This window comes from Staphylococcus succinus (genome assembly GCF_029024945.1).
GTDB lineage: Bacteria > Bacillota > Bacilli > Staphylococcales > Staphylococcaceae > Staphylococcus > Staphylococcus succinus.
In genome coordinates this window covers 2,515,128-2,541,231 of record NZ_CP118976.1, presented here as the reverse complement: position 1 = coordinate 2,541,231, position 26,104 = coordinate 2,515,128, and the positions used below count along the sequence as shown (strand labels likewise).

The 26,104-nt window shown below is 34.0% G+C and carries 9 protein-coding genes; 8 read left to right on the top strand and 1 reads right to left on the bottom strand.

Translation table 11 applies throughout. From position 1 onward, the window contains the following. The first annotated feature begins 1 nt into the window (after nt 1). From PYW31_RS12245 to ychF, 5 genes are all read left to right on the top strand, one after another. Complete coding sequence (locus PYW31_RS12245; protein ID WP_046836923.1) at nt 2–2,608, top strand: DUF2309 domain-containing protein; 2,607 nt, start codon at nt 2–4, stop codon at nt 2,606–2,608. Nucleotides 2,609–2,793: 185 nt separating this feature from the next. Further along, the gene (locus tag PYW31_RS12240; protein WP_046836922.1) at nt 2,794–3,177 is read left to right on the top strand and encodes a Na-translocating system protein MpsC family protein; all 384 of its coding nucleotides are present in this window, start codon (nt 2,794–2,796) and stop codon (nt 3,175–3,177) included. Between the two features lie 1,154 nt (nt 3,178–4,331). After that, nucleotides 4,332–5,216: a mechanosensitive ion channel family protein gene (locus PYW31_RS12235; protein ID WP_046836921.1), complete on the top strand. Its 885-nt coding sequence runs from the start codon at nt 4,332–4,334 to the stop codon at nt 5,214–5,216. Nucleotides 5,217–5,236: 20 nt separating this feature from the next. Beyond that, the gene (locus tag PYW31_RS12230) at nt 5,237–5,452 is read left to right on the top strand and encodes a DUF951 domain-containing protein (RefSeq protein WP_046836920.1); all 216 of its coding nucleotides are present in this window, start codon (nt 5,237–5,239) and stop codon (nt 5,450–5,452) included. Further along, nucleotides 5,453–6,550 (top strand): redox-regulated ATPase YchF, encoded by a 1,098-nt coding sequence (gene ychF / locus PYW31_RS12225; protein WP_046836919.1) that lies wholly within the window; start codon nt 5,453–5,455, stop codon nt 6,548–6,550. Between the two features lie 131 nt (nt 6,551–6,681). Here ychF and PYW31_RS12220 read toward each other — a convergent pair whose 3' ends face one another. Beyond that, entirely contained in the window at nt 6,682–7,488 is an 807-nt protein-coding gene (locus tag PYW31_RS12220) for a GH25 family lysozyme (protein ID WP_046836918.1), read from the bottom strand. A 432-nt stretch (nt 7,489–7,920) separates the two neighbouring features. Here PYW31_RS12220 and rpsF point away from each other — a divergent pair, with 432 nt between their 5' ends. The 3 genes from rpsF (at nt 7,921) to PYW31_RS12205 (ending at nt 26,052) form a co-directional block, all read left to right on the top strand. After that, nucleotides 7,921–8,226 carry a 30S ribosomal protein S6 gene (gene rpsF, locus PYW31_RS12215; protein ID WP_046836917.1) on the top strand — a complete coding sequence of 102 codons (306 nt, stop codon included), beginning with the start codon at nt 7,921–7,923 and terminating at the stop codon, nt 8,224–8,226. 18 nt (nt 8,227–8,244) lie between these two features. After that, entirely contained in the window at nt 8,245–8,766 is a 522-nt protein-coding gene (ssb, locus tag PYW31_RS12210) for a single-stranded DNA-binding protein (protein WP_046836916.1), read from the top strand. Nucleotides 8,767–9,255: 489 nt separating this feature from the next. Then, complete coding sequence (locus PYW31_RS12205; RefSeq protein ID WP_053042477.1) at nt 9,256–26,052, top strand: non-ribosomal peptide synthase/polyketide synthase; 16,797 nt, start codon at nt 9,256–9,258, stop codon at nt 26,050–26,052. The last annotated feature ends 52 nt before the right edge of the window (nt 26,053–26,104 follow it).

Sequence of the window (26,104 nt, the reverse complement as noted above, 5' to 3'; positions counted from 1 at the left end):
AATGGGAGAAACAAGAGAAACGACACAACAACAGGCTATGGATAGTTTTGATATTATTTCATGTGTTAGCAATGCAAGTAAGGTTATTGTGCCTTTATCGCCCATTTCGGTGTTTGCGGCACGTAGCCCTTGGTCAAAATTAGAACACAAGACATTTGACGAAGTAGCAAAAGGTTTGAAAAAAGCGCGTGATGTAGATATGTACCCAGCAGTAGCAACGATATTAGAAGCTAAAAAACAAGGTGAAATAGATGAAGGTGTGTTAACAGGTCTATTTACACAATGGTTAGAAGCGACAAATATTGTCATACCTAAGGCAAAAGCAGAACAGTTTGGACGTAACGCATTAAAGTTAGAGCCTTTGATTGCGACGAAAGCAGAGCGACACCAACTTGAAGCATTATCAAGTGAGTTGAGTGAATCCTTTATAGATAATAATGAATCTGAAACTATAATCCCATTAGTAAGTAGTTATGTGTTAGATAAAGACAACAAGAAAGTCATTGATACAGTAGATTATCATATTATCAAATGGTGTAAACTCTATTTTGATGATGCTCAATCAGGCTGGACGATGCCAAATAGAGAGAGGGGATTGTTCTCGGCATGGAAACGGTTGGTTAAACATGATCCAGCATTGACGAAATCGCAACGACTACGGTTAAAAAACTTGCCTAGTCATCCAGAAGCATTAATTAAAGTTGTATTATCAAAATTACAAATTAACGAAGAACAAACACAAACATATCTCGAAAACCACTTACTGTCATTACCAGGTTGGGCGGGTATGATATTGTGGGAAGAAGAAAATAATACGCATGTAGATAGTTTGTTATTATCCTATCTAGCTATTCGTTTAGGTATGGAATGGTCTTTGGTAGAGCCGTATTTACCTGTGAGTCAACCTGATACACGTTCATCGATACAAATAGAGGACTGTATCTTATCATGGTTAAGGTGGGGGGGCATTTCGCTAAAAGAATGGAGCATGCTTAACTCATATGAACAAAAGCAATATATTATGTTTGCAACGCAGTTTAATCAGCGAGATTGTCGTAAACTTTGGTTAGAAGCTTGGGAAGCAACTTATAATCATCAAATGAAAGAAATGATTGTTCCACAGCAATTAGAGCAGCAACAAAATGAACATACCCAAGTACAAATGGCATTTTGTATAGACGTGAGGTCCGAACCATTTCGTCGTCAAATTGAACACGCAGGACCTTTTGAAACAATAGGTATAGCTGGATTCTTTGGTCTACCTATTGAGAAATGTGAGTTGGGTAACCACCATAGTCACCCGTCACTTCCAATTATGAATCAGCCGCTTCACAAAATTAAGGAATACACTTTAAAACGAGAGCCAACCGCATTTCAACAGCGTAAACATACACTTGAATCAGTTACTTATACATTCAAGAAAATGAAACAAAATGCATTGCCAAGTTTGTTATTACCTGAACTCAGTGGTCCTTGGCTAACGTTACAAATGTTTTCACGCAGTTTTATGCCAAAGCATGCAGGTCATTTGATGCGTAAATTTTACGCTAGATGGTTACATAAACCAGATGATACAACGTTAACGCTTAACCATAAACACCATTATGAAGATGGATTGCCTGTGGGATTTACTGAGGAAGAAAAGGTAACCTATACGAGAGATGCCTTACGATTAATGGATTTGACATCCAATTTTGCGCCTTTAGTTGTATTTTGTGGACACGGAAGTCACAGTGCAAACAACCCGTATGCCGCTGCCTTAGATTGTGGTGCTTGTGGCGGGGCAGCAAGTGGCTTTAATGCTAAAGTATTAGCACAACTATGTAACTTGCCTGAGGTGAGGTATAGTTTAGCGCAAGAAGGTATTGTTATTCCGGAATCTACAGTATTTACAGCTGCAGAACATAAGACTTCTGTAGATGATTTAGATTGGATTTATGTACCAGAATTAAATGAAGCGGCGCAGTCGTCATTTGAAATGATAAAAGCAGCTATGCCTGCTATTAGCTATTCAGCAAACAAAAAACGCTTGGCAACATTACCACACAATACATCATCGCGTAAGCATCCTGTAAGCGAAGTCCATAACCTAACGAATGATTGGAGTGAGGTGAGACCAGAATGGGGTCTTGCTAAAAATGCAGCATTTGTTATTGGACAACGAGAATTAACAAAAAATAGTGATTTACAAGGGCGGGTGTTTTTGCATAATTACGATTGGCAGCACGATAAAGATGGCAGTATTTTAGCTACTATTATCAGTGGACCAGCTACCGTGGCGCAGTGGATTAACTTGCAATATTATGCCTCTACAGTTGCACCACATTATTATGGTAGTGGTAGTAAAGCGACACAGACTGTAACATCTGGTATAGGGGTAATGCAAGGTAATGCAAGTGATTTGATGACTGGCTTACCATGGCAATCGGTTATGTCGTCTGATAACAAAATGTATCATTCGCCGATTAGACTATTGGTAATAGTGCAAGCACCTCAGCAAATGATTGCACAGATTTTAGAAGAGAATCAAGCATTTCAACAAAAAGTCAAAAATGGATGGATCAGACTTGCGAGTGTAGATGAATTTGGCCAATGGCAAGATTGGTAATGACTAAGAAAAAGTAATCAAGCTAATATTAAATACATTTAAAATTAAAAAGCGCAACATTACTTCTAAATATTTAGTAAAGAAGTGTGGAGAAAAATATATATAAATGATAATGTTATCTTTGTTGATAACACTTTTCTAACTTATGTAAAATTAAATTTGCTTCTACAGGAGATGCATACGATATGAAAACAACTAAAGGCACTTATGAGTCTGAAATCAGCAAAGCAATTACACAATGGGAAAAAGACTTCCTAGGCCGCGGATCTCTTTCTGTAAAAACAGATATATTGCGCGATATGATAATCGTAAGTTTACAAGGCGTATTAACACAAGCAGAATACAAAGTTTGTGAAACAAATGAAGGCTTATTAACAATTAAAAAAACACGTTCCAAATTAGTGGAGTCGGGTATAGAAGCGCTTAATGATATCGTACTATCCGTCACAGGTGAACAAGTTAAAAGTTTCCATACAGACTTAAGTTCACGCACAGGTGAACGTGTAATGATTTTTAAACTTTACAATGATTTAGAAAAACAATTCTCAGAAGAACATAAGTCATTATAAAATAATATCCCTCAGTTTATTGAAGTTGCTTCAATAAACTGAGGGATATTTTTACATATTAAAAACGATACAATAGTTAAGTACCATTAATTTTTGAAGCGTTAAAGATAAATGCTGTATAAAAAATGCACTTACCGATGTAAGGGTCAGTAAGTGCTTGTTACTTATAGGTATTAGGAAACGTTATGTACTAAAAAGACTAATGTTATATAAATAATAGGGTGTTAAAGAATCATAATTTTTAATTAGAGCTCTTAGTGCGTGCGTTTATTTATAATGATGAAACGTTTGAATTTAAGTGTTTGTTTATAGAACGTCATAGTATGTTGTATCAGTATTTATGTAATGCAAACGTTGAGGTATTTAATACTATGATATAAACACTATTGGATATACTATCCTAATAATTTAAGTAATAATGATACTAATGATAATAATTCCATGTTGGTTTCCCTCCTTTGGCGTTTAGAACTATATTGAAGATGTAGCTTGAAAATGATCAAGATATTTAAAGGCATACTATCTATAGTGAATCGTATGTCACATCTCCTTTATCAGAATATTACAACTATTGAGAGGGAATGTGTTGGAAAATCCCTGGATGTTTATATTTTATGCCAAACTGTTAATATTTTTAATTAATCAAAATATAATTTTGTATTAAAATAATTAACTAAATATACAATATAAATAAATTGATTAGAATGTTAAAAGTAACTTGTCTATCATTTAGTTTTAAGAAGTTTGTTCATAAATGATAAATAATATGATTTTGTAAACACTTGTGTTCTAGTTGTTATATATAGTAATATTACTGACTGGGTGTTAAAGAATCATAATTTTTAATTATGGTTCTTTTTCTTTTGTCTTTTTTATTTGAGGTCATATAGCATATTGTAAGAAGCGCTGTGTGAGAGAATTTATAAATTACAATAGTTTATGGTGTTGATTTTAAAATAAACACTTAAATTTGTTGCTCAATGTGCATAATTAATATAAAATAATGAACGTTTGAAATTTATAGAATCTAGTGAGATAGTTTGATAAGGATATCCTTTTATTATAGAACAATTAGAGCTAAAGTTGGATTTGTTTCATAGAAAAAATAGTTATCATAGAATAATAATGTGTCTCGTTTTAAGGAGGAAATAGAATTGAATCAAGTTAAAAGTATCTTTTATTCATTAATAGAACCTTTAATGAAGCCGGAAACATATCAAACGCTAGTTTCTAACATCGTTATGATTGTTGTATATATCATAGTTGCGTGGATAGTCTTGCGTTTTATTAATAAGGGAATAGAGCAATTCTTTAAAATTCAAAATAAGGGTAAAAAGGCAAATAAAAAACGTTCAAAAACATTAGTATCACTCATTCAAAATGTAGTATCATATGTAGTATGGTTTATAGTGTTGACAACAGTGTTAAGTAAATTTGGTATCAGTGTTGAAGGTATCATTGCAAGTGCTGGTGTTGTAGGTTTAGCTGTTGGGTTTGGTGCACAGACAGTTGTGAAGGATATCATTACAGGTTTCTTTATTATTTTTGAGAATCAATTTGACGTAGGTGATTATGTTAAAATTAATAGCGCTGGTACAACAGTGGCAGAAGGTACTGTGAAATCAATAGGTTTAAGGTCTACTCGAATTAATACAATTACAGGTGAATTAACGACATTGCCGAACGGTAGTATGGGTGAGATTACAAACTATTCGGTAACGAATGGCGAAGCTATTGTAGAAATTCCTATTTCTGTGAATGAAGATGTGGAACAAGTTGAAAGTATTTTAAACCCACACTTTGAAGCATTACGCTCTAAATACTATTTATTTATATCAAATCCACAAGTCATTGGTATTAATTCAATTACGAGAGATGAGATCATGTTGAGTATATCTGCAGAAACAATACCTGGTGAAGGTGCAGCTGGTGCAAGGATTTTAAGGAAAGAAATTTTAAAATTATTCAAATTGGAAGAAATCAAAGTGCCACAACCTATGATGGTACAATATGATCCTAACCAACAAAATAACGTATAGGGTTTCGGAGGTGTGATAGAATGACATCTAATTACGGTTTAAATGATATTGTAGAGATGAAAAAACAACATGCATGTGGTACGAATCGTTTTAAAATCATTCGCGTAGGTGCAGACATCCGGATAAAATGTGAAAATTGTCAAAGAAGTATTATGATTCCAAGACAAACATTTAATAAAAAATTAAAAAAAATATTAGTATCACATCAAGATACTGAAAATAAGGAGAATGAATAAATGGCTTTAACAGCAGGTATTGTCGGTTTACCTAACGTAGGTAAATCTACACTTTTCAATGCAATTACAAAAGCAGGTGCGCTTGCAGCAAACTACCCATTCGCAACAATTGATCCAAACGTAGGTATCGTGGAAGTACCGGATAGCAGATTGAATGTTCTAACTGAAATGGTACAACCAAAGAAAACACTCCCGACAACATTTGAGTTTACTGATATTGCAGGAATAGTAAAGGGTGCATCTAAAGGTGAAGGGCTAGGAAATAAATTCTTGTCCCATATCCGTGAAGTAGATGCGATTTGTCAGGTCGTGCGTGCATTCGAAGATGACAATGTCACACATGTTTCTGGACGTGTAGATCCGATTGATGATATCGAAGTGATTAATATGGAATTAGTATTAGCCGACTTAGAATCTGTAGAAAAAAGATTACCTAAAGTTGAAAAAATGGCAAGACAAAAAGATCCAGATTCAGTTAATGAAGTGCGCATTTTAACTAGAATCAAAGAAGCATTAGAAGAAGGTCAACCTGTGAGAGGATTAGAATTTACGGAAGAAGACCAAAAATATGTAAATCAAGCACAATTATTAACATCTAAAGAAATGCTCTATATAGCTAATGTTGGAGAAGATGAAATTGGCGATGAAGATAATGAAAAAGTTAAAAAAATCCGCGAATATGCAGATGCGGAAGAATCTGAAGTTATCGTTATTAGTGCGAAAATAGAAGAAGAAATTGCTACCTTAGATGACGAAGATAGAGAAATGTTCTTAGAAGATTTAGGTATTGAAGAACCAGGGTTAGACCGTTTAATTCGTACAACATATGATTTATTAGGTTTAGCAACCTATTTCACAGCTGGCGTACAAGAAGTACGTGCGTGGACATTTATAAAAGGTATGACAGCCCCACAATGTGCTGGTATCATCCATACAGACTTTGAGAGAGGCTTTATACGTGCCGAAGTGACGAGCTATGAGGATTATGTAGCATATGATGGTGAAAATGGTGCCAAAGAAGCGGGTAAACAACGCTTGGAAGGTAAAGAGTACATTATGAAAGATGGAGACGTCGTACACTTTAGATTTAATGTTTAACCAATAAGATTAATTGAGATGATATGGTTTTATTTCTAACCTAAGTAGTATGATTGATAAAAAAGTCCTATCCGATTTTCAAAATCGGATAGGACTTTTTTTATTTTAGAATGCATTCTTTTTTATGAGTTTTAAGAAGTAAACCAGTCTGGGTTTACACCTGGCCCTGTATAATTTGCATCTACATTTTGGTCTAATTCAGGTGAATGATAGGAATCTGTATACTGCCATAATACGTGTTCGCGAGTTGGTTCATCTGGATTGTAATTTGCAATCCAAAAACCATCATAGTCGCCCACAGAATTGGAAGCATGTTGAGTCATGAAGTTTTCGTAAGAATAAAATAGGACTTTCTTATTTCCTGCTAATCCCTTCATTTCATCATACCATGCAGATGTACTTTCATCTGTAGTGCCAGATGTTACAAAATTTTGCTCAAAGTCATTAATGTAGAAGCTCGCTTTTGGAGCACGATTATATAAAGTTTGTGCCTCATAGCGCGCATCATCTGGGTTTTCATACATACTATAAGAATAGACGCCGAATTTCATATTGTATTCATCTAATAAAGCAGAGTTATGTTCTAAAGTTGCATCGACTTTTTCTGAACCATATTGAGCACGAATAATAATAAAATCATAATTGGCTTTTAGGTCTTTGACTTGATTAGCAGTTAAATCACCTTGCCATTCAGAGATATCCAGGATACGTTCGCCATTTGATGTTGCTCCTGCTTCAGGTTTGATGTTATTCGAATCACCTGTTGCTTTTTGTTTTGAAAATTTTTCAGGATGTTTCTCTATGTACTTCTGATAACCGTAACCCATGGTACCTTTTTCGCTTGTAGTATTTTCAGCAGCTTGGGCTGAGTGGAAAGTGAAAGTTGAAGCGAGAATAACACTCAATGAGACTAAACTTTTTTTAATTGTAGAAACCATAATTTACTCCTTTGATATGTTTGATATTATGCGAATGTGGCTAATGACGAAATAAAGAAAAATATAAAAACTGAACATAGTTGATATGCTATTAGAATTAAAGTGATTTAGCAACCTTGCCTTGAAAGATATTAAATTTTTATTTAATTTAAATGGTGTAAAAAATAAATAAAAATACATTCTCTACTATTATAGAAGTATAAATGTATTCATAGTTCTAAATTTAAGGTTGTAAAAGGAAAAGTATTTTGGATTGCAAATTATAATGTTTCATATGAAACATTATAAAATATTTGTTTTTTGGTGTGTCGATAATCATTGTAAAATGTAATACCCTATGCTATAATTCTTGATTGTGAGTAATGAAAATTATTCCTTGCTTGTCGCAATTGATGACGAGCCGCATAGACCACAAGGAGGTGCAATTATAAAATGAGAACATATGAAGTTATGTACATCGTTCGTCCGAACATTGAGGAAGATGCTAAAAAAGCTGTTGTTGAACGTTTCAACGGAATTTTAGGTACTAATGGTTCAGAGGTATTAGAAGCTAAAGATTGGGGCAAACGCCGTTTAGCTTATGAAATTAATGATTTCAGCGAAGGTTACTACAATATCGTACGTATCCAAACTGAAGACAATGAAGCTACTGACGAATTCCAACGTTTAGCTAAAATTTCAGACGATATCATCCGTTACATCGTAATTCGTGAAGACGAAGATAAGACTAGAAAATAATAATTGGGGGTCGTTTAAATGATAAATAGAGTTGTTTTAGTTGGTCGTTTAACGAAAGATCCAGAATATAGAACAACACCCTCAGGCGTGAGTGTTGCGACTTTTACCTTAGCGGTAAACCGTACGTTTACAAATGCGCAAGGGGAACGCGAAGCAGATTTCATAAACTGTGTTGTTTTTAGAAAGCAAGCAGATAATGTGAATAACTACTTATCAAAAGGTAGTTTGGCTGGCGTTGACGGTCGCATTCAATCACGTAGCTATGAAAACCAAGAAGGACGTCGTATTTTTGTAACAGAAGTTGTTTGTGATAGCGTTCAATTCCTTGAACCTAAAAATCAAAACCAACGCCATGCTCAAGAAGGGAATAACAATTCTCAAGATTATGGACAAAGTTTTGGTGGTCAACAATCAGGTCAAAATACGTCATCTTATCAAAACAACAACAATAATTCATCGAATAATAATGCTCAATCAAACAATCCATTTGCTAATGCAAACGGACCGATTGATATTAGCGATGATGACTTACCATTCTAAATTTACAAACATTGTGTGAATGTTACTGTAAATGTAAAAGATTTAATTTAATATGTGTGATTGTATTATATATGTGTGTGAATGTGTGAAATATAATACGATAAAAAGTACATCTTCAATTTATTGAAGATGTACTTTTTTAATACTATAACTATATGATAAAAGATTTTAAATAGTTATAGGGAAGAGAAAAAATATGAAATTAATTATCTAAAAATTCAGTTTTATTTATATAGAATTTTGCGTAATTCAAACGTGTATTATTTCTTTACTTGCGAATAAAATTTAATTCTTATATGCATTTTATAATAATCTATAATTTACATATTTTTAACATTGTTAAAATTTTATTAACAATGTTTGAGAAATTGATAAATGGGAATTTATTTTACTATATGCAAAATATAATACGTATAATATGATTGAATTATACTTTAAATAATATTATTATAAGTTATGTACTGTATATCGATAGGAGGTTCGCTTTAATTGATAAAAACAAAATTATTATCTTATGCACAAAAAGAAATATTACAAATCGAACAATTTTATGAAAACACAAGTATTAACAATATAGCTGGTGTGGTTCATGTAGAAAATGGATTAGGATACGAAAAAATAAACGAATCCTTCAATAAAGTGATAGAACAACATGACACACTTAGAATTAGAATTACCAAAGAAGATGGGGATTACAAGCAATATTTAGTAGATTATGAACATCAAGATTTTGAATTTGTAGATTTTTATCAAGATGAAGTTGGCTATGAAAAATGGGTTAAAGAAACTGCGAGTATGAATATCTTTGCCTTGGATGAAGATCTGTATAGGGTCATTATAGCGAAATGCCCAGATGGTCATTTAGGTATATTCTTGTTACAACACCATTTGATTAGTGATGCGTGGGGTGTAACGATCATTGTAGATAACCTCGTTAAAAAATTAGTTGATAAAGAAGATGAGGAGACAGAAAGCGCGACTTACTTTGAAGCAATTGCTTCAGAGAATGACTACGAAACTTCAAAAAGATTTACAAAAGATAAAGAATTCTGGTTAGAAAAATTAGAAAATTTCGAAGATAACATCCTTTTTGAAAAGACAACATTAGATAGTGCAGTAGGCAAAAGAATCAGTATTCACTTGCTTGATAAAGATACAGATAATATTAAGCGCTTTTGTGAAGAAAATGAAGTAAGTATAAGTAACCTGTTTTCGGCGATAATGCATGTTATTAAACATAAAAAAACGCTTTCTAAGACTAATTCAGTTGGATTGCTCATACATAATAGGAATAATCGAAAAGAAAAAACGTCAACAGGTATATTTTCAAGAGTTTTACCAATGATTGTAGAAATGGATAAAAATTTATCTATTAAATCTTATTTGAACAAAATAAAATTAGAAAGTCTTAACGTACTGAAGCACAGAAAATACCCTTATGACTACATTGTAGAAAATAGTGGAAATAAAAAGGGATTAGTAGATTGTTTCGTGTCCTTCCAGAACGCACAATATGATTCAGAATTTATGAATGATGGCTTTACAGACGAATGGTTAGATAATGGAACAAACAACGCGCCATTGAGTGTGAATATTAGTAATAGAAGTAGTAAAAATGGTTTAGACATTGATTATGACTATCAAATTGATGTATTGGATGAAGCAGGCGTTTATCAATTACACGAGACTATCTTAAATGTATTAAATAGTATGATTGAAGACCCTGAACGAAAAATTAAAGATATTGAAATTGTTTCTGGAGAAGAAAGAGAAATCATTTTAAATGACTTTAATAATACAGATTTAGCGTTGAATAATACACAATCATTCATTGAACGATTTGAAGAACAAGTATCTAAATATCCGAACAAAACAGCTATTAAGTACGAAGGGGAAAGTCTGACTTATAAAGCATTAAATGCTAAGGTCAATCAAATGGCGTATCGTTTACGTTCTGAAGGTGTGAAGGCTGATTCTCTTGTCGCTATTATGGCTAATCGTAGTTTAGAAATGTTAGTCGGCATCTATGGGATTATTAAAGCGGGTGGTGCATATGTACCAATCGACCCAAACTATCCAGCAGATCGTATCAACTATATCTTAGAAGATAGTCAACCAACAGTGCTATTAACAGATAATGCACTTCAAGAAGAGATTGTATACGATAAAAAAGTAATTGATATTTCAGATAATGAAACAATAGCATCATTACCTTCTGACAATTTAGAACACATTACAGATGTATCGAATTTAATGTATGTCATTTATACGTCAGGTACAACAGGTAAACCTAAAGGGGTTCTTGTTTCAGGTGAAAGCCTTATGAACCGCTTAAATTGGTTGATAGATAAATATGATATTGGTAATGAAGATGTTGTATTCTTTAAAACACCATTTACGTTTGATGTATCTGTATGGGAAGTATTTGGTTTCGGAATGATTGGTGCCCAAGCGGTATTGTTACCATCAGGCGAAGAAGGAAATCCGGAAAAAATTACTTCAGTTATACAAAACTATGCGCCAACGATGGTCCATTTTGTACCTTCTATGTTTAATGTGTTTATCAATTTCATTAAATCCACAAATCAAACACAGATGATTTCAAGTTTAAGATATGTCTTAGCAAGTGGTGAGGCATTAAAACCAACTATCGTAAACCAATTTAATGAGCTTATCGGTAGTAAAAATGATACACAATTAATTAATTTATATGGTCCAACGGAAGCGACAATCGATGTGACAAGCTTTGATTTTGATAGCAATGTTAAATATGATGTCGTGCCAATCGGAAAACCGATTGCAAATACGCAAGCATATATTTTGAACGAAGATAATAATTTAATGGGAATCGGTGTCCCAGGAGAATTATGTATCGGCGGTATTAATGTCACAAGAGGTTATCTCAATCGTCCAGAGTTAACACAAGAAAAGTTCGTTGATAATCCATTTGGAGAAGGCAAAATATACCGCACAGGTGATTTGGCTCAATGGAATGAAGACGGGAACATTTCTTATCTAGGACGTATAGATGAGCAAGTGAAAATACGTGGTTACCGTATCGAATTAGGCGAAATCGAGAGCGTGCTCCGTAAAAATGATGCTATTTTAAACGTAGCAGTTGTTGCGAAACCTATTATCGATGACGAGTTATCTATTTGTACTTACATTGTTTCAAATCAAGACATAGATTTTGAATCATTAAAAGCTGATTTGAGTCAACAATTGCCAGAATATATGGTTCCAAGTTATATGATGCAAGTAGATGAATTACCTGTATCTTCAAGTGGTAAATTGAATAAAAAAGCCTTACCAGAAATCAAAGTAGGTAACTTAGAATATGTTGCACCTAGAAACGATATGGAAACAATGATTGTTGAAATATTTAGTACTGTATTGAATGTAGAGCGTGTGAGTATTTTTGATAATTTCTTTGAAATTGGTGGTCATTCACTGAAAGCTATTAGTGTGATAAATGAAATTGAAAGTAAGACTTCAAAACGTTTACCACTTAAGAAGATTTTTGATAATCCAACAGCAGCACTTCTTACAAAAGTAATCGATAATGAAGTGAGCGATGCTATCGAACGTCGCATTCCTTTAGCAGAAACTAAACCATATTATTTAACTTCTTCACCTCAAAAACGCTTGTATGTGTTAAATGAAATGGTGGAGGGTCAAACTGCTTATAACATGGCGAGTATGTTAGAAATTCGCGGTGATGTTGATGTAGACCGTGTTAGAAGCACTTTCCAAGCATTAGTGAACCGTCATGAAGCATTGAGAACACACTTTGATACTGTAGATGGGGAACCAGTTCAAATTATTGATGAAGAAGGTAGCATTCATATCGACTATGAAGAAGCCCAAACAGATGATTATGATTCACTATTAAGTGATTTTGTTGAACCATTTGATTTAGCGCATGCGCCTTTATTAAGAGTCAAAGTAGTGAAGTGTGCTGAAAAACAATATATCTTATTATTTGATATGCATCATATTATCTCTGATGGTTTTTCAATTAATCTAATTATTAAAGAATTTACAGCATTGTATAAAGGTCGTGCATTAGAGGAATTAAAAGTACAATATAAAGATTATAGTGAGTGGATGCGTTCTCGTGATTTAAATGAACAACGTGAATTCTGGGTATCTCAATTTGAAGAAGAAGCGCCAGTATTAGACTTACCATACGATTATGCTAGACCAAACCAACAAAGCTTTACAGGTAGAACAGTTAGCATGGAAATGCCTGAAAAAACAAGAAATGCAATTAACCAATTATCGCAAGCGACAGGTAGTACAGATTACATGATATTACTATCTTCATTTATGGTATTATTGCACAAATATAGTCGACAAGAAGATATTGTTGTTGGTAGTCCGATTTCTGGAAGAACACATAAAGATACAGAAAACATGTTAGGTATGTTTGTAAACACACTAGCAATGCGTTCTAATCCAGAGCGTAACAAATCGTTTAACCAATTGCTTTCTGAAGTTAAAGATACATCTTTGAGAGCATTTGATAATCAAGAATATCCATTAGAGGCGCTTGTGGATGAAATCGTAGAGAAACGTGACTTAACACGTAATCCATTATTTGATGTGTTATTCACATTCCAAAATAATGAAAATGAAAGTTTCCAAATCGATGATTGGTCAACAGAACAAAAAGAAGCATCATTTACAAATGCTAAATTTGATTTAAGTATGACGATTCACGATAACGATGGATACAAAATTGCTTTAGAGTATGCGCAAGAACTATTTGATCAAGATACAATCGAGCGTATGTTAACGCACTTTATGGAACTTCTTTCAAACATAGCAGAAGAACCAGAGTTGAAAATTAGTGATATTGAAATGGTGACTCAAGATGAAAAAGATGTCATATTTAATGACTTTAATAATACGACAGTGCCATTTAATAACACGCAAACATTTGTAGAACGTTTTGAAAATCAAGTAGCTAAAACGCCAGAGAAAACAGCCATCACATATGAAGGTGAAAGTCTAAGTTATCAAGCATTAAATGATCGTGCGAATCAACTAGCGCATCAATTACGCAATGAAGGCGTAAAAGCAGATTCTCTTGTTGCCTTGATGACAAATCGTCGATTAGAAATGATGATTGGTATATACGGTATCCTTAAAGCCGGTGGTGCGTATGTTCCAGTAGATCCAAATTATCCAAAAGATCGCATCAACTATATTTTAGAAGATAGTCAAGCAACGGTATTACTCACTGATAGAACACCAGACAGTGATATCGCTTATGATAATACAGTGATTGATTTAACTAAGAACCAAACGCTGAAAACATTACCAACAAATAATTTAGAACACATTACAGATGTCTCTAACTTAATGTATGTCATCTATACATCTGGTACAACAGGACGACCTAAGGGAGTGCTTGTTGCTGGTGAAAGTGTAATGAATAGATTGAACTGGGTGTACGATAAATATAATATCGATAGCGATGATATTATTTGCTTCAAAACACCATTTACATTTGATGTATCAGTGTGGGAAATTTTCGGATTTGCAATGGTTGGTGCACAAGCTGTGTTATTACCATCAGGTGAAGAAGGTAATCCAGAACAAATCACTTCTCTAATCCAAACATCTGAAGCAACAATGGTTCACTTTGTGCCATCTATGTTTAATGTATTTATCAACTACATTAAGGCGACAAAACAAGCGCACTTGGTTTCTAGCTTAAGATACGTTTTAGCTAGTGGTGAAGCACTAAAACCAGAATTAGTAAATCAATTTAATGAATATATTGGTGGTAAAAATAATACACAACTGATTAATTTATATGGTCCTACAGAAACAACTATTGATGTAACTAGTTTTGAAACGGACAGTGATGTCCACTATAGAGCAATACCAATTGGTAAACCAATTGCGAATACACAAGCCTATATTTTAGACGAAGATAACCATGTAATGGGTATTGGTGTTTCTGGAGAGCTTGTGATTGGTGGGGTAAACGTTTCAAATGGTTACTTAAACCGTCCAGAATTAACTCAAGAAAAATTCATCGACAATCCATTTGGTGAAGGCAGATTGTATCGCACTGGAGATTTAGCTCGTTGGAATGCTGACGGTAATATTTCTTATTCTGGTCGTATTGATGAACAAGTTAAAATTCGTGGCTACCGTATCGAATTAGGTGAAATTGAAAGTGTATTACGTCAAAACAATGCCGTTTTAGATGTAGCAGTCATTACGAAACCTATGGTTGATGACGAATTAGCGATTTGCGTTTATATTGTGTCAGATCAAGAGATTGACTTTGAAACAGTGAAAACAGAATTAAATCAAAAATTACCAGACTATATGGTTCCATCTTATATGACTCAAATAGATGAACTGCCTGTGTCTTCTAGTGGTAAGTTAAATAGAAGAGCATTACCAGAAATTAAAGTTGAAAGTAAAGTTTATGTGGCACCTGAAACAGAAACAGAGTCAATGTTAGCTTCTATTTTTGAGTCAGTTTTAAATATCGAACAGGTAAGTACAAATGACAATTTCTTTGAAATTGGTGGTCACTCACTAAAAGCAATTGGTATCATTAATAAAATTGAGAGTGAAGTTGGTAAACGCCTACCATTAAAATTAGTATTTGAAAGTCCTACAATTGCTCAACTTGCAAAAGTAGTCGACGAATATACTGAAAATGGTGCGGGTCAAAGCATTCCTCAAGCTGAAGTACAACCATATTATTTAGCTTCATCGCCTCAGAAACGTCTATACGTTTTAAATGAAATGGTAGAGGGTCAAACTGCATATAATATGCCGAGTATGTTAGAAATTAAAGGTAACGTTGATGTAGAACGTGTTCAAAGCGCATTCCAAAAACTAGTGGATCGTCACGAAGCGTTAAGAACACACTTTGAAACAATCAAAGGTGAACCAGTTCAAGTTATTAATGAAACTGCAAATATCATTGTAGATTATCAAGAAACTGAGACAGAAGATGAAGCAACGTTATTAAATGAATTTGTACAGCCATTTGATTTAAGTAAAGCACCATTATTAAAAGTTAAAATAGTTAAGATAGCTGAACAACGTTATGTATTGCTATATGATATGCATCATATAATTTCAGATGGATTCTCGATTAATTTAATCACGAAAGAATTCTCTGCTTTATATCATGAACAAGCTTTAGAACCAATAAAAGTACAATATAAAGATTACAGTGAGTGGATGCGTTCTCGTGATTTAAATGATCAACGTGAATTTTGGTTATCTCAATTTGAAAATGAGGCACCAGTATTAGACTTGCCATATGATTACTCTAGAACAAATCAACAAAGCTTTACTGGTAAAACAGTAAGTGTCGAGATGCCTGAAGACGTTCAAAGCGCAATCCATCAATTGTCACAAACAACAGGTAGCACAGATTATATGATTTTATTATCATCATTTATGGTCTTATTGCATAAATATAGCAGACAAGAAGATGTCGTTGTGGGTAGTCCGATTTCAGGACGTACACATAAGGATACTGAGGATATGTTAGGTATGTTTGTAAATACACTAGCAATGCGCGCATACCCAGAAAGAAATAAATCGTTTAATCAATTGTTGTCTGAAGTAAAAGACGTAGCGTTAAAAGCTTATGACAATCAAGAGTATCCATTAGAAGAGTTATTAGATGAAGTGGTGGAAAAACGTGATTTAACACGTAATCCATTATTTGATGTGTTATTCACATTACAAAATAATGAAAAACAAAATCTACAGATTGAAGATTGGTCTATAGAACAAAAAGAAACTTCAGATACAAATGCAAAATTTGATTTGAGTATGACAATTCATGAAAATGATGGTTACAAAGTTTCATTAGAATATGCACAAGAATTATTCAGTGAAGATACTGTAGAACGTATGTTAGCCCACTTTGTAGAGATAATTTCTAATGTTGTTCGTCGTCCAGAGCAAAACATTAGTGATATTGAAATCATTACTGATACAGAAAGAGAAACAATTCTGAAACAATTTAATAATACTGAGTTAGCGCTTAATAATTCAGTGACATTTGTAGAACGTTTTGAAAAGCAAGTTGAAAAAACACCGCATCAAATTGCAATCTCATATGAAGGTGAGAGCTTAACATATCTAGCGTTGAATGAACGTGCAAATCAGTTAGCTCATCAATTGCGTAACGAAGGTGTTAAACCGAATAGTCTTGTAGGATTAATGTCACGTCGTCACTTAGATATGATGGTAGCTATATACGGTATTCTCAAAGCTGGCGGTGCATATGTACCACTTGATCCAGAACATCCGAATGAGCGTACAAACTTCATATTAAGTGATAGCCAACCGCGTGTATTATTGTCTGATGATAATGTTGACTATGGTATTAAATATGAAGGTGAAATTATTAAAATAACTAATAATTCATTCCTTGATAATTTACCAACTGAAAACTTGCCGCATGTGACGAATGTTTCAAACTTAATGTATGTGATTTATACATCAGGTACGACGGGCAAACCAAAAGGTGTAATGGTCCCTTATAGAAGTGTTATGAACCGTTTGAACTGGATGATTGATGAGTTTAATCTTGGACATCAAGATAAAATCTTATTCAAAACACCGTTCACATTTGATGTGTCTATTTGGGAAGTATTCGGTTGGGCAGTAATGGGTGGTCAAGCAGTCTTACTACCTTCTGGAGAAGAAAGTAATCCTGCGAAGATTACATCACTAATAGAAGCAGAAAACATTTCTATGGTCCATTTTGTACCTTCAATGCTAAGTGTATTTATCGACTTTATTAAAACAACAACTAATGACAAAGCTATTGCATCATTGAATCATGTCATTACAAGTGGTGAAGCATTAAAAGCTGAGCAAGTGAATCAATTCAACCAACTCATTGGTGCTGAAAATAATACATCATTATATAACTTATATGGACCAACAGAAACAACGGTTGAAGTGACATATTATCCATGCTTTGCAAATGAAACATATCATGAAATTCCAATCGGTAAACCTATTGCGAATGCGCAAGCATATGTGATGAATGAAGATAATAATTTATTGGGCATCGGTGTGCCAGGAGAACTTTGTATTGGCGGTATAGCTGTAACAGATGGTTACTTAAATCGACCAGAATTAACTGCTGAAAAATTTGTGGACAATCCATTTGGTGAAGGTAAAATGTATCGAACTGGTGATTTAGTTAAATGGAGTAACGATGGCCAAATCGACTATATTGGACGTATTGATGAACAAGTTAAAATCAGAGGTTATCGTATTGAGTTGGGAGAAATTGAAAGTTTAATCGCCCAAATCGATTACATTTCAGAAGTAGCAGTTGTTACGCAATCAGGCGAAACTAATGCAGATTTAATGATTGCAGCATACGTTGTATCAGAAGCATCAGTTGATTTCGACGCAATTAAAGCAACACTTGGTAAGAAATTGCCGGAATATATGATTCCAACATTAATGATGCAAATTGAGAGTTTACCAGTAACAGCAAACGGCAAACTAGATAAAAAAGGATTGCCAGAAATCAAACTGGAAAATAAAACATATGTTGAGCCAAGAGATGAAACAGAAGCAACGATTGCAGAAGTTTATAGTAATGTATTAAATCTTGATCGCGTAAGTGCTTTAGATAATTTCTTTGAAATAGGCGGACATTCATTGAGAGCGATTAGTGTTATCAATGAAATTGAAAGCAAGTTATCAGTGCGCATACCATTGAAAACAATTTTTGAAAACCCAACAGTGTCTCAATTAGCTAAAGCAATTGGTAATCATGCGAACGATGTAAGCAGCCAAGAAATACCATTAGCCGAAACTAAAGATCATTATTTAGCATCATCGCCACAAAAACGCTTATATGTATTAAATGAAATGATGGATGGTCAAACAGCTTATAATATGCCGAGCATGTTAGAGGTTCGTGGAGAAGTAGATGTAGAACGCGTGCAACATGCTTTCCAAAGTTTAGTAGATCGTCACGAAGCGTTAAGAACACATTTTGATACGGTGGACAGTGAGCCAGTACAAATCATAGATGAGCATGCAAATATCGAGGTTGATTATGAAGAAGCGTCGACGGATGATTATGAGACACTTTTAAATAACTTTATTAGACCATTTAATTTAGCTCATGCACCTTTATTAAGAGTTAAAGTCGTTAAATGTGCTGAACAGCGTTATGTATTGTTGTTCGATATGCATCATATTATATCTGACGGTTTTTCTATCAATTTGATTATTAAAGAATTTACTTCTTTATATCATGGTCAAGCATTGGAAGCATTGCAAGTTCAATATAAAGATTATAGTGAATGGATGCATACGCGTGATTTAGAGGATCAACGTGAGTTCTGGTTATCTCAATTTGAAGATGAAGCACCAGTGTTAGACTTACCATATGATTATTCACGTTCTGTTCAGCAGAGCTATACAGGTAAGACGGTTAGTGTAGAAGTACCAGAAGCGCTACGTCATGACATTCATAAATTATCTCAAGCAACGGGCAGTACAGATTACATGATTCTCTTATCTTCATTTAACGTGTTGTTACACAAATATAGTCGTCAAGAAGATATTGTGGTAGGTAGTCCAATTTCTGGAAGAACACACAAAGATACAGAAAATATGATGGGTATGTTTGTAAACACGCTAGCTATGCGTTCGTATCCTGAAAGAAGTAAAACATTTAGTCAGTTACTTTCTGAAGTGAAGGATACATCATTGAAAGCATATGATAATCAAGAATACCCACTAGAAGCGCTTGTGGATGAAATTGTTGAAACACGTGACCTAACACGTAACCCATTATTCGATGTGTTATTCACATTACAAAATAATGAAAAAGAAAGCTTACAAATTGAAGACTGGTCAGTTGAACAGAAAGAACCTGAAACAACAAATGCCAAATTCGATTTAAGTATGACAATCTTTGAGGACGATGGTTATAAAATTTCATTAGAGTTTGCAGAAGAATTGTTTAATCGAGATACAGTGGAGCGCATGTTAGCACATTACATCGAAATTCTAACAAATAGTGTTCAACACCCTGAACAAAAAATCAGTGAACTTGAAATGATTACTAAACAGGAAAAAGAAACAATATTTAATGATTTTAATGACACAACAGTTGCATTTAATAATACAAAAACATTTGTAGAAATATTTGAAGCACAAGTAGCTAAAACACCGGATCAAACTGCTATTACGTATGAAGGTGAAAGCTTAACTTATGAAGCATTGAACGCTAAAGCCAATCAACTTGCGAATTATTTACGTATTGAAGGTGTAAAACCCAACACACTAGTTGGCTTGATGACAAATCGTCGATTAGAAATGATGATTGGTATCTACGGTATTCTTAAAGCAGGTGGCGCTTATGTTCCTATAGATCCAAATTATCCAAGTGATCGTATTAATTACATTTTAGGAGATAGTAAACCGAGCGTGTTATTAACGGATCAAACTTTAGATGCAACGATTGACTTCAATCAAGCAGTGTTGGATTTAACAGATGACTCTATCGTAGCGACACAATCTACAGATAACTTGTCTCAAGTTACAGATGTTACAGATTTGATGTATGTTATTTATACATCTGGTACGACAGGTAAACCAAAAGGTGTTATGGTTCCGTATAAAGGTGTCATGAACCGTCTACATTGGATGATTGATAAATATTACATCAGTAGTGAGGATACGATTCTATTTAAAACACCATTTACGTTTGATGTTTCTGTTTGGGAAATTTTTGGCCTATCAATGGTTGGTGGCCAAGCAATATTATTACCTTCTGGTGAAGAAAGTAATCCAGAAAAAATAACATCGCTTATTGAACAGCACAAGATTTCAATGGTTCACTTTGTACCATCTATGTTAGGTGTGTTTATCGACTTTATTAAATCAACAAATAAAGTAAATGATATCGCAACTGTCAACTATGTACTGGCAAGTGGTGAAGCATTAAAAGCAGAACAAGTAAATCAATTTAATGATTTGATTGGTGAACCAAATAACTCACTATTAATTGATTTATATGGACCTACAGAAGCTTCAATTGAGGTTATCTATTATCCATGTACAGCGGATCAAACGTATGACACGATTCCAATTGGGCGTCCAATCGCGAATATTCAAGCTTATATTATGAATGAAGATAATAATCTTATGGGTATCGGTGTTCCTGGAGAATTATGTATCGGGGGCGTAGGTGTCACGAAAGGTTACTTAAATCGACCTGATTTAACGGATGAAAAATTCATTGATAATCCGTTTGGCGAAGGTAAATTGTATCGTACAGGCGATTTAGCGAAATGGAGTACAGAAGGTAACGTGGAATACCTTGGTCGTATTGATGAACAAGTGAAGATACGTGGTTATCGTATTGAGCTTGGCGAAATTGAAAGCTTATTACGTCAAATTGACCACATTTCAGATGTTGCAGTGGTTGCTAAACCAATGGCAGGCGAAGAATTAGCGATATGTGCTTACATGGTGTCTGATGAAGGAATCGACAATGATGAGATTAAATCGACACTTGGTCAAAAACTGCCTGATTATATGGTTCCAGCGTATATGACTCAAATTGAGCAATTACCAGTGACTTCAAACGGTAAGTTAGACAAGAAAAAACTACCTGATATCAAAGTTGAAAGTAAAGCTTATGTTGAACCTACAAATGAAACAGAAGCCGTACTTGCTTCGATTTATGAAAATGTATTGAACATCGATCAAGTGAGTATTAACGATAACTTCTTTGAAATTGGTGGACATTCACTAAAAGCAATTGGCGTTATTAATAAAATTGAAGGTGCCGTGGGCGTGCGTTTACCATTAAAAGTAATGTTTGAGAGTCCTACAGTGGCACAACTTGCAAAAGTTGTCGACGATCAGGCGAACGATTTTAGTGGCCAAACTATTCCTAAAGCACAACCAAAGCCTTACTATTTAACATCTTCTCCTCAAAAACGTCTCTATGTATTAAATGAGATGGCTAAAGGTCAAACGGCATATAACATGCCAAGTATGTTAGAAATACAAGGCGAAGTAGATCTTGACCGTGTGCAAAATGTATTCCAATCATTGATTGCACGTCACGAAACATTGAGAACACATTTTGAAAACGTGGATGGCGATCCTGTACAAATTGTTAATGAAACAGCTCCTATTACTGTAGCATTTGAAGAAGTTGCGACAGATGATTATGAAACATTAATTAATGACTTTGTACAACCGTTCGATTTAAGTCAAGCGCCATTGCTAAGAGTTAAGATAGTTAAACTGGCTGAGAAACATTATGCATTACTCTTTGATATGCACCACATTATCTCTGACGGTTTCTCTATTAATTTGATTATTAAAGAATTTACTTCTTTATACCATGATCAAACTCTAGAAACATTGAAAGTTCAATATAAAGATTATAGTGAATGGATGCATTCTCGTGATTTAAACGATCAACGTGAGTTCTGGTTATCTCAATTCAAAGAAGAAGCACCTGTGTTAGATTTACCTTATGATTATATAAGACCAAAATCACAAAGTTTCACAGCTAAAACGGTGACTGCTGAAATGTCAGAAGAAACTAGAAATGCATTACATCAATTAACACAAACAACGGGTAGTACAGATTATATGATTCTATTATCTTCATTTATGGTCTTACTGCATAAATATAGTAGACAAGAAGATGTCGTTGTCGGTAGTTCAATTGCAGGTCGTACGCACCAAGATACTGAAAATATCTTAGGTATGTTCGTAAATACATTACCAATGCGTGCTTATCCTGAAACGAACAAATCATTCAAACAATTATTAAGTGAAGTCAAAGATGTTTCATTGAAAGCTTACGACCATCAAGAATACCCATTAGAGGAATTAGTGGATGAAATTGTTGAAAAACGTGATTTAACACGTAATCCATTATTTGATGTACTCTTTACATTACAAAATAATGAAAGAGAAAGCATTCAGATTGAAGATTGGACGGTTGAGCCTAAAGAAGCGGCAAGCGCTAACGCTAAGTTTGACTTGAACATGATGATTGAAGATGATGGTGCTTATAAAGTGACGTTAGAGTACGGCGCAGAATTGTTTGATGATCAAACAATCGAACGTATGTTAACGCATTATATGGAAATATTGAATGATATTGCCCAACAACCAGAAAAAAATATTGGCGATATTGACATCACAACAGCTGATGAAAGAACTCAGGTACTTGAAACGTTTAATGACACGTATAAAGATATGGATAATAGACGTACATTTATTGATCATTTTGAAGCGCAAGTTAAACGTACACCAGATCGTAAGGCAATAACTTACGATGGTGAAAGTATGACATACGCCGAATTGAATGCTAAAGCTAATCAATTAGGTCATTATTTAAGAGGCAAAGGTGTGAAACCAAATACCTTGGTCGGTATGTTAACAAACCGTACTTTAGATATGATGGTTGGTATTTACGGCATCTTGAAAGCAGGCGGGGCATATGTTCCAGTTGATCCTAATAATCCTACTGACCGCATTAACTTTATGTTAGAGGATAGTCAACCAAGTCTCTTGCTGACAGATAGCCCATTAGATACGGCCATTCAATTCGACAATGAAGTGATAGACTTAACAGCTGAATCTATCTTCACTGAGTCCTCAGAAGAGAACTTAGAACAAGTTACAAATGCTGATGATTTGATGTACATCATTTATACATCAGGTACCACTGGTAAACCTAAAGGTGTAATCGTATCTTACGAAGGTGTCATGAACCGAATTAACTGGATGATTGACGAATTTAATATCGATAGTAAAGATATCGTGTTATTTAAAACGTTATATACTTTTGATGTATCGGTTTGGGAAATCTTTGGCTTTGCAATGGTTGGTGCACAAGCTGTGCTATTACCATCAGGTGAAGAAGGTAATCCAGATGCGATTGCTACACTGATTGAGAAAGAACAAGTTACGATGGTTCACTTTGTACCTTCGATGCTTGGTGTATTCATAGATTATGTTAAATCAGCGGATAGAGTGAATGATATTGCTACAATTAACTATATCCCAGCAAGTGGTGAAGCGTTGAAACCAGAACAAGTCAATCGCTTTAATGATTTAATAGGTGGACCAAATGATACAGTGTTAATCGACTTATATGGACCGACAGAAGCTTCTATTGAGGTTGTGTGTAATCCGCTACCTGCAAGTAAAGTTTACGATATCATTCCTATCGGTCGCCCAATTTCAAATGTTCAAATTTACATTTTAAATGAAAAACATAAGTTACTTGGAATTGGTGTACCAGGAGAATTGTGTATTGGCGGTATTGCTGTCACACATGGTTATCTCAATCGCCCAGAATTATCAGAACAACAATTTATCGACAACCCATTTGGAGAAGGTAAATTATACCGTTCAGGTGATTTAGCGAAATGGAGATCAGACGGTGAGATTGAATATATCGGTCGTATTGATGAACAAGTTAAAATACGTGGTTATCGTATCGAACTTGGTGAAATTGCCAGTCATTTACGTCAGATTGATTATATTTCAGACGTGGGTGTCATTGTTAGACCAATGGTAGGCGACGATTTATCAATTTGTGCCTACTTAGTTTCAGACACTGATATTTCATTTAGTGATGTGAAAGCTGAGCTGACTCAAAAAGTGCCAGACTATATGGTTCCAGCTTATATGATGCAAATTGATCAGTTACCACTTACTGCAAATGGAAAACTTAACAAACGTGCATTACCAGAAATAGAAATTGAAAGTAAAGCATATGTTGGCCCAAGAAATGCAGTCGAAGCTACAATTATAGAAGCAGTTGAAAATGTGTTAAATACTGAAAGCGTAGGCGTTTATGATAACTTCTTCGAAATTGGTGGCGATTCAATTAAGGCAATTAAGCTGACATCAGAACTTTCAAAAACGTATAATATCTCGATTAAAGATATCTTTGAATTACAAACGATTGAACGCATAAGTGAAGCGCTTGATGATAGTGCAGATACTAACTTGTTGACTAAGTTAGCGTCACTCAAAGAAATGAACTTAGATCAAACACATCAGTTTAGCAGTGAATTTATGAAAGAAATCAATGATTACAAAGATAATAGTGCGCGTGAATATGAAGTGATTGCTTCGGATGCCGAGAAACATGGCAAAAATGTTCTGCTTACGGGTGCTACAGGATTCTTTGGTGTTTACTTACTAAATTATTTATTAGAGGATACAGACTTTAATATTTATGTAATGGTGAGAAGTAACAAAGAGATAACTGGCGAAACTAAGTTGAATAATAACTGGATTTATTACTTTGAATCTCAAATGAGTGATGAATATGCGAATAGAATTCACATCGTCGAAGGTAATATTGAAGCTGATCATTTAGGTATAGCTGACGACACGTACCAAGCATTAGCACATGATATTGATATTATCGTAAATGCTGCCGCTAACGTTAATCACTTCGCCACAAAAGGTGCTTCATATGGTGCTAACGTTGTAGGTATTGAACAACTATTACAATTTGCTCAAGATGATAATCCAAAAGAAATACATCATATGTCTACAATTTCTATTGCTTCTGGTAAAGTAGAAAACAAAGCGCAACTTACGTTCACTGAACATGACATTGATATCGGTCAAAAACCTAATAATGTTTATTTAGATAGTAAGATTGCTGCCGAGAAACTATTAATTGCTAGTAGAGACAAAGGCGTAAATACAAATATCTACAGATTAGGTAATTTACAATGTGATTCTCGAACTGGTTTATTCCAGAAAAATGAAGAAAATAACGCCTTTTACAGTGTTATAAAATCATTTAAGTCACTACAAAAATTCCCGGATCTTCCGCATGATAGTTTAGAATTTACACCAGTTGATCAAGCAGCCGAAGCATGTAGTAAGTTGATTAAAAATAATCAATTGAGTAATGAAATACACCATATATACAATACACATCACTTAACACTTAAACAGTTAATGGGTGTATATAATCAACATGATTATAATATTGAAAAAATACAATGGAATGAATTAATGGACTATTTAATGGAATGTATTGAAAATGGTGTGAAGAGTGATGAAATCAATGATTTCTTATTACACACAGGTATACTAGACAATAATATGTTCAATAAATCTCATTTTGAAGTAATGGATTTCAAAACCAACTTTATTCTTAAAAAATTAGATTTTGAATGGAAAGTAACAGATAATGAATTATTATCTAAAATGATTACTCATCCAAAAAATAATTTCTAGACAATATTGAGGCAGCAAAATAATTATTTGCTGCTTCATTTGTCTTTATTTA